At 53.4% G+C, this 11,714-nt stretch carries 8 protein-coding genes; all 8 read left to right on the top strand.

Going from position 1 to position 11,714, the window contains the following annotated elements; translation table 11 throughout:
* Positions 1–21: 21 nt before the first annotated feature.
* The 8 genes from AB1I67_RS21440 (at position 22) to AB1I67_RS21405 (ending at position 11,696) form a co-directional block, all read left to right on the top strand.
* Complete coding sequence (locus tag AB1I67_RS21440) at positions 22–1,473, top strand: 4Fe-4S dicluster domain-containing protein (RefSeq protein ID WP_367032331.1); 1,452 nt, start codon at positions 22–24, stop codon at positions 1,471–1,473.
* 59 nt (positions 1,474–1,532) lie between these two features.
* Positions 1,533–3,764 carry a helix-turn-helix domain-containing protein gene (locus tag AB1I67_RS21435; protein ID WP_367032330.1) on the top strand — a complete coding sequence of 744 codons (2,232 nt, stop codon included), beginning with the start codon at positions 1,533–1,535 and terminating at the stop codon, positions 3,762–3,764.
* A 167-nt stretch (positions 3,765–3,931) separates the two neighbouring features.
* Positions 3,932–5,320, top strand: a complete 1,389-nt coding sequence (locus AB1I67_RS21430; RefSeq protein WP_367032328.1) for an ABC transporter substrate-binding protein — start codon at positions 3,932–3,934, stop codon at positions 5,318–5,320.
* 75 nt (positions 5,321–5,395) lie between these two features.
* Positions 5,396–6,286: a sugar ABC transporter permease gene (locus AB1I67_RS21425; RefSeq protein ID WP_367032326.1), complete on the top strand. Its 891-nt coding sequence runs from the start codon at positions 5,396–5,398 to the stop codon at positions 6,284–6,286.
* A gap of 7 nt (positions 6,287–6,293) precedes the next feature.
* On the top strand, positions 6,294–7,127 hold the full coding sequence (locus AB1I67_RS21420; protein WP_367032325.1) for a carbohydrate ABC transporter permease: 834 nt from the start codon (positions 6,294–6,296) through the stop codon (positions 7,125–7,127).
* A gap of 27 nt (positions 7,128–7,154) precedes the next feature.
* Positions 7,155–9,290: a glycoside hydrolase family 2 TIM barrel-domain containing protein gene (locus tag AB1I67_RS21415; protein WP_367032324.1), complete on the top strand. Its 2,136-nt coding sequence runs from the start codon at positions 7,155–7,157 to the stop codon at positions 9,288–9,290.
* Positions 9,274–10,257 carry a beta-galactosidase small subunit gene (locus tag AB1I67_RS21410; RefSeq protein ID WP_367032322.1) on the top strand — a complete coding sequence of 328 codons (984 nt, stop codon included), beginning with the start codon at positions 9,274–9,276 and terminating at the stop codon, positions 10,255–10,257. Before AB1I67_RS21415 ends, AB1I67_RS21410 begins: the two co-directional genes overlap by 17 nt.
* A 227-nt stretch (positions 10,258–10,484) precedes the next feature.
* Positions 10,485–11,696: an aminotransferase class I/II-fold pyridoxal phosphate-dependent enzyme gene (locus tag AB1I67_RS21405; RefSeq protein WP_367032321.1), complete on the top strand. Its 1,212-nt coding sequence runs from the start codon at positions 10,485–10,487 to the stop codon at positions 11,694–11,696.
* The last annotated feature ends 18 nt before the right edge of the window (positions 11,697–11,714 follow it).

Genomic DNA, 11,714 nt, shown 5'->3' with positions numbered 1-11,714 from the left:
AAATGAGGAGGATGAAAGATCATGATAACAAATGACGCAACAATCTTACGCATCAAGCACGATGTTTTATATGAGGTAGCGAAGATGGCATGGGACGGCGATCTGGATAAGGACAAGGAGGAGATCCCATATAAGATCATCCCCGGTCCCCAGGCCCAGTTCCGCTGCTGTATCTACAAGGAGCGGGAGATCATCCGTCAGAGGGTGCGTCTTGCAGAAGGCCAGTGCCCGTCCGGCAAGGATTCCCGCAATGTGGTGCACGTCATCAGCGCGGCCTGCGAGGAGTGTCCCATCGCTTCCTATGTGGTGACTGACAACTGCCGCAAATGTATGGGCAAAGCGTGCCAGAATTCCTGTCATTTCGATGCGATCACCATGAGCGACACCCGCGCCCACATCGATCCCAACAAGTGCCGCGAATGCGGCATGTGCGCCAATGCGTGCCCGTACAATGCGATCGCCCATTTAGAGCGCCCCTGTAAAAAGGTCTGCCCGGTGGATGCCATCACCTACGACGAGTACGGCATCTGCGTGATCGACGAGGAGAAATGCATCCAGTGCGGCGCCTGCATCCACAGCTGCCCCTTCGGCGCGATCGGTTCCAAGACCTTTATGGTGGATGTGATCAATCTGATCAAGGCCGGCAAGAAGGTTGTGGCGATGGTGGCTCCTGCTACAGAAGGGCAGTTCGGACCGGACATCACCATGGCAAGTTGGAAGACCGCCCTTAAAAAGATCGGCTTTGCGGATATGGTGGAGGTTGCTTTGGGCGGCGATATGACCGCGGCAGCTGAGGCTGCTGAGTGGGCGGAAGCCTACAAGGAGGGCAAGAAGATGACCACCTCCTGCTGCCCTGCATTTGTGAATATGATCAAACAGCATTTCCCGACCCTGCTTGACAATATGTCCACTACGGTTTCCCCCATGTGCGCGGTGTCCAGGATGTTAAAGGAGCGCGACCCGGAGACCATCACTGTATTTATCGGGCCGTGTATCGCGAAAAAGAGCGAGACCCTGGACTTAAATATCACAGGGAATGCAGACTACGCCATGACCTTTGGCGAGATCCGCGCCATGATGAAAGCGAAGGATGTGGAGCTTGAGCCGGAGGAGAATGTGTACCAGGAAGGTTCCGTCTTCGGCAAACGCTTCGGCAACGCAGGAGGCGTGACCGCGGCTGTGGTGGAGTGCTTCAAGGAGATGAACGAGGATATCGAGCCGAACGTGATGAAGTGCAACGGCGCGGCAGAGTGCAAGAAGGCGCTGCTGCTTTTAAAGGTCGGCAAGCTCCCGGCAGATTTTGTGGAGGGCATGGTCTGCACCGGCGGCTGCGTGGGCGGCCCCAGCAAGCACAAGACCGAGCAGGAGGCGAAGAAAGCCCGCGATCTTTTGATCGGCCAGGCGGACGGGCGCGAAGTACATGAGAACTTAAAGAACCTGGGCGCAGACCAGGTGGCTATGCACCGCCATTAATGGGTGGAGGCGATCCGTTGAAGGGCAGGGTACCGTCAAAAAACAGGAAACACCGTTCATTGAAAACTATATACTATTCCTCTTTTATCGGTCTGGTGATCGTGCCGGTCATCATCGTGCTGATCCTTTCCCTGACCATTTTAAACCGGGTATTCCGGCAGCAGGCATTAGAGAACGTGGAGCGTGCACAGGAAGCGGTGGTGGCAGAACTGGTCTCCGATATGGAGCAGATATCCATGAGGCTCTCCCATATGGCTTATGCCAACAACGGGGAGCTTCTGGCCCTGGCTGCTGACACGGACACGCCGGATTACAATAAGCGTTACCAGAGCGAGCGGAAGCTCTACGAGGCGGCCAGCTATGCCACAGAGCCGGTGAAGGATATCGTATCGGTGGCATTCTACATGAAGGACGGCAGGGAGACCTTTTTCAAAAATGATATCCTGATCCCGTCGGAGGAGATCCGGCAGGAGCGGTGGTATCAGCAGGCATTAGAGCAAAAGAACCGGGTGGTCATGGGAAGTTATGATACCAATGATGTGGACCTGTATAACGGCGGGACCGCAGATTCTTTTGTGTTGGTGGCAGCCATGGCCCCCGATGTGGTGTTGGACCGGTCGGAAAAGATCGAGATGGTCTGTTTCTTTCAGGTGAGCGGCGCTTCCGACAAGATAAAGACTTACAATACGGGATACCGTCAGAAGAAGAACAAGATCGGCTATACCCGGATCGTGGACGGCGCGGGAGGTGTGGTGTACCAGTCCCGGAGCCTGTCTGAACCGGGAGTGAGGGAAAGCTCCTACATCAGGGTGGAAACCCCGCTTGAGGTTTTTGGAAATGACTGGAAGCTGGAGAGCTATGTAAAACGCAAGGAGCTGACAGCCGATTACCATGTGGTGGCGGCGATGCTTTTGCTGGCGATGGCGGTAGTCCTGGCTTTGTATACGACCTTTTCCCAGTATTTCTTAAGGCAGATCATCCAGCCGGTCCAGCAGATGAGCCACGGGCTTAAGCAGGTGGAGGAGGGGATGCTTGATGTGCATCTGTCCCCGGCAGGCCAGGGGGAGGTGCGGGCCATGCTCCATTCCTTCAATGCCATGGTGCGGCGCTTAAGGGCGCTGATCGCGGACTATGAGGAGAAGATGAAGCATTCGGCGAAGCTGCCGTCCGATTATATGGGAGCGCTGGTGCGGGGAGAGATGACCCCGGAGGAAGTGAAGAAACTGTCTGCGGACTTTTTTGCGGACCAGTATCTGCTGTTTGCGGTTTTTCCCGGAACATACAGAGAAAAGGGAGAAGGACGGAAACAGTGCGCCAGGAAGCTGGCGGCGGAGTTCGATACAATTCCCCGTTTTGCATCCCGCTGTGTCATGGAAGCGGTGGACCCGGAGCGGTTTGTGGTATATTATCGCATTACAGAACCCTATTTTGAAGAGAATCTTTACGCTATGCTGAAGGAGCTTTTGCGGGTGGGGAAAGCAGTGGCGGACTTAAGCCTGTCTGTCTGTATCGGAAAGGTGCAGGCGGACTATCGTCAGTTTACGCTCCAGGTGGAGGAGGTCTTAAACTGTTATGACTTATGCATACTGGCCGGTGAGGGCGCGGTCCTCGACTTAAACCGGGATTACGGCCAATACAGGGCGATCGCGGATCTGGCGCCGGAGTATGGGAAGCTGGCGGCGGCTCTTTACATAGCGGACGAGAAGACTATTTCGGAAGAAAAAGAACGGATGCTGCAAAAGCTGCAGGCGGAGACCTTAGACCAGGGCAGGAACCGTACTCTGGCAGCCGTTTTGGCTACAGCGCGCCAGTTTTTACAGTCCGATGCTGATTTTAACGGGATCTTCGGGCAGTCTGTGGACTATTATGAGAAGCTGCGGCGGATCGACGATATCCGCAGCCTGCGCCTGTGGGTGACCAATTATTTATCCTGGGTGGCGGACTACAGCAACAGCCAGTTGGATGTGGTGCAGACCGATGCGGTGACGAGGGCCAAGCACTATATTATGGAGCATTACCAGAATCCGGACCTGGCACTGAAAGAGGTGGCTGAATATGTGGATCTAAGTGAAAAATATTTCACCACCAAGTTTACAAAAGAATGTGGGGAGACCTTCCTCTCTTATCTGACCGGACTGCGGGTGCAGAAGGCGAAGGAGCTGATCAAAACGACCACATTTAAGATGTATGAGATCGGGGAAATGGTCGGTTATAACAACCCGGAGCATTTCAACCGGATCTTTAAAAAATCTACGGGTATGAGCCCGGCACAATACAGAAAAGCGCCTTAAATGGGCGCTTTTCGTACTTTTTGACAGGAAAAACGGAAGAATCGTCAAGTTCTGTAAATCCCAATATCGGAAGAATGATCAAGAAATGAGAAAATAATCCATGGTGTTTTTGCCTGGTCAGGGACTATACTGGTCACATGAAAAAAATCGCATAAGGAGGTTACAACATGAAGAAAAGAGGACTGGCACTGATCATGGCGGGCGTCATGGCAGCATCCCTGGCAGGGTGTTCCGGAGGCAGCAGCGAACCGGCAGGCAACGCAGGAAACGCAGGAAATGCTCCGGCAGGAACCGAGGCTCCGGCAGAGAATGCAGAGAAAACAGAGGCGGCAGCCGGGAATAAGGAATTGTCAGGAACCATCACCTTTACGATCTGGGACAACAACTTAAATGATTTCATCGAGCAGAATGATATGGTAGGAAAGTTCCAGGAGGTTTATCCCGATGCGGATATCGAGGTGGAGAAGATCAAGGACGACAGCGAGTACTGGAATGCCATGAAGATGAGGGCTTCCGCCAATCAGCTCCCGGACGTTATGTTCAACAAGACCTTTACCCTGGCAAGATTCAAAGATTACCTGACGGATCTGTCCGATACGGAAGCTGCTAAGAACAATGAGCTTGCAGCCGGTTATGCGCTGGATGGAAAGATCCTGGGGATTCCGATGACTTCCGGTTATGAATATGTTTACTATTGGAAGGATATGTTCAAGGAAGCCGGTGTGGAAGTTCCCACGACCTGGCCGGAGCTTGTGGAAGTAGCACAGAAACTGCAGGATTTCTATGGAAAAGACAATCCTGATTTCATGGCGGTAGCCTGCGGCTTAAAGGATGAGTGGCCGGATTATCCGTATATGGAGTTTATGCCGGCGCTGGAAAGCGGCAACGGCCAGAACTGGAACACCATGGCGTCCCAGGATGAACCGTTTGCAGATGGCACGGATATCGTAAAGGCCTATGATAAGGTAGACCAGTTGTTTAAGAGCGGTGCTCTCGGAAAAGACCCGCTGGGACTGGGCAACGATCAGGTGACTTCCCTGTTCGCGGCGAAAGAGGCGGCTATCATCGCATTGGGTGACTGGGGCCTCCAGAATATCCAGAACGGTGCGGAAGACATCTCTGAGTTGGGGACCTTCTATCTGCCAACCAGGAATACAACCTCCGATCCTTACAATGTAGTGGTCCAGGGCGATTCCTTTATGGGAGTTACCACCCACTCCAAGAACCCGGAGCTGGCGAGAGCCTTTGTTGAATGGTTTTACTCCGATGCGTGGTATCCGGATTACATAAACTATGTTTCCTCTGCATCCTCCATGAGCAATTTCCCGAAGGAGAAGGATCCGATCCTGGCACAGGCGGACGATCTTTGCCCCGACAGAGTGCTGGTTATGTACGATGGCGGCGGGGATGACTTTACCGCGATCCAGAACGAGACCGCATTTGACTACAAGAAGCTGGGCGCACAGATGATGACGGAGGGCTTTGACTTAAAGGCCACCTATGCAGACTTAAACGCCAAGTGGACGGCAGCGAGACAGAAGCTCGGAATCCAGTAATAGGGACAGGAAGTTCAAATTCAGCAGGGAGCTGTTCTCATAGCAGCTCCCTTCTTAATAGAAAGGAAGATGAAGGTGACTACTTTATCCAAAAAACGAAAACAGTTTATCGTACTTTCCCTGCTTATTCCGGTGGTCCTGCTGATCGCTTTTGTGGTGGTGCCTGCCATAGACCTGATCCGTATGAGCTTTACCGACTGGGACGGCCTGGCTGCTTCCAGCAATTTTATCGGTTTTTCCAATTATGCATCCATGTTTAAGAATCCGGATCTGTGGCTGTCGCTAAAGAACAACGCGGTATATTTCTGCGTGCATCTGCTGATGATCCCGGTGGAGCTCTCTTTTGCAGTCCTGCTGACGGGAAAGCTTCGGGCGGCGAAATTCTATAAGACTATGGTATTTATGCCTTATATCATCAACGGAGTGGCGATCTCCTACGCCTTTTCCTACTTTTTCTCCCCAATCAACGGCGCCTTTGACGCCATTTTAACCGGGGTGCATCTGGAGGGCTTTATCCGTAACTGGCTGTCGGATCCGAAGATCGTCAATTTTGTGTTGTCCTTTGTATCGCTCTGGCGGTTCAGCGGATATCACGTGATCCTGTTCATGGCGGCGCTCCAGTCCCTTCCCCAGGATGTGGAGGAGGCGGCCCGCGTGGACGGAGCCAATGCATGGCAGTTATTTAAATATATCCAGATCCCGGCGATCATGCTGATGGTGGATTTTGTGCTGTTTGACAATATCCGCGGCGCGCTGCAGGTATTTGATATCCCGTTTGTCATGACGGCAGGCGGCCCGGGCTATGCGTCCTCCACCTTCACACTCTATACGATCAAGACGGCGTTTACCTTCAGCAACTTTGGCCTGGCATCCACCATGGCGGTGGCGATCATGGTGCTCATTGTGCTGATCTATGTGATCCAGAACAAGATCATCCACGGGATCGTTTTGAAAGGAAAGGAGTGATGGCCCTATGAAAAAACGTACAATGACACAGATTTTAAAGCAGATCATCTGTCTTTGCATGGTGGCGGTCGTCATGGCGCCGATCCTGCTCACCCTGTTCGCCGCGCTGAAGACCAAGGTGGATATGGTAAAGACCTCCCCCCTTCTGCTGCCGGCCATGGACCGTGTCACCTTTGAGAATTTCAACAAGGTGCTGACGGACAAATACCTGCTGATCGGTTTTAAGAATACGGGCATGATCCTTGTGTTCTCCATCTTTTTCAATGTGCTGTTCGGAACGATCACGGCGTTTATCATTGAGCGGTTCCAGTTCCGCGGAAAAAAGTTTATCGTCGGGCTGTTTTTTGTGGGAATGCTGATCCCCTCCTTTGTCACGGAGATCGCCAGGTTTAAGATCATCAACGGCCTGCATTTATACAATACCCTGGGCGCGCCGATCGTGATCTATGTGGCGTCGGATCTGATGCAGCTCTATATTTACAGACAGTTTATCTCCACGCTGCCGGTGTCGCTGGACGAATCGGCCCTGTTGGACGGCTGCTCCTATTTCGGGCTGTTTACGCGGATCATTTTCCCGCTCCTGGCCCCGGCGACGGCGACGGTCTGCATCATCAAGGCGATCAACATTATCAATGACATGTATATTCCATACCTGTACATGCCGCGGAACAAGCTGCGGACCCTGACTACCTTCCTGATGAACTACGCCAACGCGCAGCAGGGGTCCTGGCAGACGCTGGCAGCGGGCATTATCGTGGTCATGCTGCCTACTATTTTGATCTATCTGTTTTTCCAGAAATATATCCTTGCCGGGATTGCGGCAGGCGCTGTAAAAGAATAGTAAAAGAATAGCAAAAGGAGGTCTTTTATGAAGCCGGAGCTTAGATGGCTGGATGACCCGGAGGTGTTCCGGGTCGGACAGATGCCAGCGCACTCAGATCACAGGTTTTTTGGGTCAGAGGAAGAATATAAAAGTGGAGAAAACGGGCTCGTTCAGTGTTTGAACGGAACCTGGCAGTTTTGCTGGTCGAAGAACGCCGCGGCCCGTCCCGTGGATTTCTACCGGGAGGATGCGGACACATCCCGGTTTGGAACGTTCGCTGTGCCAGGGCATATAGAGCTGGCGGGGTACGACCGGATCCACTATATCAATACTATGTATCCCTGGGAAGGGCATCTCTATCGGCGTCCGGCGTATGCGGGATGCAGCGCGGATGGTCAGGGGGGCGACCGGACGGCGGATGTCCAGGAGCATGCAGGGACAGGTGTGGCTGGCAGGATGCGTGCAAAACGGAAGGAAGATTGCCAGACCGGGCAGTTTTCGGAGGCGGAGTATAACCCGGTGGGTTCTTACCGTTTAATATTTGATCTGGAAAAAGGGCTTTGCGGAAAGCGTATATCCATCTCTTTTGAGGGCGTGGAGCAGGCGATGTACGTCTGGCTGAACGGCCAGTTTGTGGGTTACGCGGAGGACAGCTTCACCCCGTCGGAATTTGACCTGACCCCGTATATCCGGGAAACAGGGAATCTGCTGGCGGTGGAGGTCCACAAGCGCTCCACGGCGGCTTATCTGGAGGATCAGGATTTCTTTCGGTTCTCCGGGATCTTCCGGGATGTGAAGCTCTATGCAAAGCCGCAGGTGCATGTGGAGGATATGTGGGCGAAGCCGGAGCTTTTAAAGGATGGGAAACATGGGCAGTTTGCCCTGGAGCTTACTCTGTCGGGAGAAGCGGCATCGAGGGGCTGCATTGAAGGCTGTCGTGTACAGTGCTGCATCAAGGCTGCAGATGGATCTCTGATACTTGATAAAAAACTTCCAATTATGTGGGAAGAGGATGTATCGAAAGGAATTGTGCCGGGAGATGCTGTGTCGGGAGAGGCAGTGTTGGAAAAGTCCGCATCGGACAATAAAGAGGTAATTGCGGACGAAGATAGAGGCAGAGTTGCGAAGGAGAGCAGAATTTACACGGCAAAGCTCGAACTGGAGCAGGCAAAGGTTGGACCGGTACTGGCGTGGAACCATGAAGCTCCTAACCTCTACCGCCTGGAGATCCGCATCCTGTCACCGGAAGGGAAGGTTGTGGAGATCGTTCCTTATGACATCGGTTTCCGCCGCGTTGCCCTGCGCCACGGCGTCATGGAGCTGAACGGGAAACGGCTGATCATAAATGGTGTGAACCGCCACGAGTGGAATGCCCGCAGCGGGCGGGTGGTCACGGAGGCGGATATGCGTTGGGATATGGACTGTTTTCATGAAAATCATATCAACAGCGTGCGCACCTGCCATTACCCGAACCAGATTGGGTGGTATTATCTGTGTGATGCGGAAGGCATTTCCATGATGGCCGAGGCCAACCTGGAGTCTCACGGTTCCTGGCAGAAGATGGGGGCGGTGGAACCGAGCTGGAATGTGCCGGGCAGTGTACCCCAGTGGCGGGAGGCGGTGCTGGACCGGGTGCGCACCAATTTTGAGACCTTTAAGAATCATGTCTCCATCATTTTCTGGTCTCTGGGAAATGAATCCTATGCCGGAGATGATATAAAAGCCATGCAGGAATATCTGAAGGAGAAACAGGACGGCAGGCTGATCCACTACGAGGGCGTTTTCCACAACCGGGCCTACGAGGACAGCATATCCGATATGGAAAGCCAGATGTACGCGCCGCCACAGCGGATCGCAGCATATCTGGAGGGCGACGGGAATAAGCCGTTTCTGCTGTGCGAATATATGCATGATATGGGCAATTCCATGGGCGGCTTAAAAACCTATATGGAGCTGTTAGACCAGTACAAACGGTATCAGGGTGGTTATATCTGGGATTTTATCGACCAGGCGCTTTTTGTCGAGGATGAAGTGACCGGGCGGCAGGTGCTGCGGTACGGCGGTGATTTTGACGACAGGCCGTCCGACTATGAGTTTTCCGGGGATGGGATCGTGTTTGCGGACAGGACGCCCAAACCGGCCATGCAGGAGGTGAAATATTACTATGGCAAGTACAGGTAAGCTACATACAGGTAAGCTGCGGATCGTATTCGGCGATGTGGTCCTGGGTGTGCACGGGGAAGGATTTGACTATCTGTTTTCCTATGCAGCAGGCGGAATGGAGTCCCTTGTGATCTGTGGAAGAGAGTGGCTGTACCGGACGCCGGGCTCCACCTTCTGGAGAGCCACCACGGACAATGACCGGGGAAATGGCTTCTCCCGCCGCAGCGCCATGTGGATGGGCGCGGACATGTTCCGTGAGACGGAGAAGATCCGCATTTTTCTGGATGGAAAGCAGGTAAAAAAATTCCTGGCTCCGGATAATAACCGGTTCGGCGGGGAGATCCCCGCAAAGGAGATCACAGTTTCCTTTACCTACCGCACAGCGACGAAGCCTCACACCCGTGTCGAGGTGTCTTATACTGTAAAGGAGGGTGGCCGGATCCGTGTGGATGTGCGTTATCGCGGCAAAAAGGGGCTTCCTGAGCTTCCGGTATTCGGAATGCGGTTTATCATGCCGACGGTGGCGGATGGTTATGTCTATGACGGCCTTTCCGGAGAGACCTATCCGGACCGGATGGCGGGCGGCGTGAAGGGGAGCTACGAGGTGAAGGGGCTGCCGGTAACGCCCTATCTGGTTCCCCAGGACTGCGGGATGCATATGGAGACAGAACGCCTGACGGTGCAACGACATACGACCCTTTCCAATGTCTGTTCGGATGCAGATAAGAACAGGGAGCCGTTTTCCCTGACATTTGAGAAACATGGAAAACCGTTTGCATTTACCTGTCTGCCCTACACGGCAGAGGAACTGGAAAATGCAACACATCAGGAGGAGCTGCCCCCGGCGCGAAGGACGGTGGTGTGCATTCTTGGCGCTGTCCGGGGCGTGGGAGGCATTGACAGCTGGGGATCGGATGTGGAGCCGGACTGGCGGATCGATGCTGAGAAGGATATTGAGTTTTCGTTTTATATTGCGGCAGGCTGAAGATGAAGATGCTTGCGCGGGTTTGTCAGCTTTCCAGCAGCCTTTATCTTTTGAGGACTGATCTGGATAGAAGTTTATGATATTAGAAAAATACTGACTTTCTGTTGGGCAAGAGCCGCTGTCGGATGATGGCGGCTCTGTCACTTTTCAGCAAACTTATGGTGCGTTTCCTTTCCGACTGTGATAAAATTAGGTATATAGATTTTGCAGACAAAAGGAGAAGACAGATGAAGTACGATTTTACAACCATTATGGACCGCAGAGGACGGGATGCGATCGCGGTAGACCTGCTGGGAAGCAAAAAGGGGGCGGCCCCGGACGCTCCGAAGGATGGTTTTGACCCGATCCCCATGTGGGTGGCAGATATGAATTTTGCCACGGTACCGACGGTGCAGGAGGAGATGATCCGGCGGGCCGGACATCCGGCATTCGGTTACTTTGACCCGTCAGAAGAGTACTATGATTCCATCATCCGCTGGCAGGAGACGCGGAATGGAGTGACAGGTCTGACGGCGGAATGCATTGGCTATGAGAACGGAGTGCTGGGAGGCGTGGTGTCTGCGGTGGAGGCCTTTTCTGCCCCTGGCGATGCCATTTTACTGCACAGCCCTACCTATATTGGTTTTACCGGGAGCATCGGCAATGCCGGAAGAAAGATTATCCACTCGGGGCTGGTCCAGGATGCGGACGGTATCTGGCGGATGGACTATGCCGACATGGATGCGAAGATAAAGGCCAATAAGATCCATCTGGCGGTATTCTGCAGCCCTCACAACCCATGCGGGCGCGTGTGGGAGCGGTGGGAGATCGAGCGCGCGATGGAGGTTTACAGGGACAATGACTGCGTGGTCATTTCCGATGAGATCTGGTCGGATATCCTGTTAAACGGCAGCCGTCATATCACGACCCAGTCTGTCAGCGAGGACGCTAAAAACAGGACCATTGCCCTGTATGCGCCATCCAAGACCTTTAACCTGGCCGGGCTGATCGGGGCATATCATGTCATTTACAATCCATATCTCCGCGACCGGGTGACGGCGCAGAGCAGTAAGTCCCACTATAATCAGATGAACGTCATGAGCATGCATGCCCTGATCGGTGCTTACCGCCCGGAGGGATATGAGTGGGTGGACGAGCTCTGCCAGGTTTTAAGCTGCAATGTCAATTTCGCCTGTGACTATATAGCGGATCATTTCCCGGAGGTCCGGGTGACAAAGCCACAGGGGACCTATATGCTGTTTTTGGACTGCACAGAGTGGTGCAAAGCCCATGGAAAGACCCTGGATGAGCTGTTGAAAGCCGGCTGGGATGTGGGTGTTGCCTGGCAGGACGGAAGACCCTTCCACGGCGCATGTTCCATCCGTGTGAACCTGGCGCTGCCTCTTGCGCGGGTGAAAGAGGCGTTTGAGAGGCTGGAGAGGTATGTGTTTAGAGTATAACAGAGACGCATAAGAATG

It is taken from the genome of Clostridium sp. AN503, assembly GCF_040719375.1.
Classification (GTDB): Bacteria; Bacillota; Clostridia; order Lachnospirales; family Lachnospiraceae; genus Brotaphodocola.
This window is presented reverse-complemented; position numbering and strand designations above follow the sequence as displayed.

Coding starts and splice junctions, on each gene's coding strand:
- AB1I67_RS21440 (WP_367032331.1), top strand. CDS start 22: ATGATAACAAATGACGCAACAATCTTACGCATCAAGCACGATGTTTTA.
- AB1I67_RS21430 (WP_367032328.1), top strand. CDS start 3,932: ATGAAGAAAAGAGGACTGGCACTGATCATGGCGGGCGTCATGGCAGCA.
- AB1I67_RS21420 (WP_367032325.1), top strand. CDS start 6,294: ATGAAAAAACGTACAATGACACAGATTTTAAAGCAGATCATCTGTCTT.
- AB1I67_RS21415 (WP_367032324.1), top strand. CDS start 7,155: ATGAAGCCGGAGCTTAGATGGCTGGATGACCCGGAGGTGTTCCGGGTC.
- AB1I67_RS21410 (WP_367032322.1), top strand. CDS start 9,274: ATGGCAAGTACAGGTAAGCTACATACAGGTAAGCTGCGGATCGTATTC.
- AB1I67_RS21405 (WP_367032321.1), top strand. CDS start 10,485: ATGAAGTACGATTTTACAACCATTATGGACCGCAGAGGACGGGATGCG.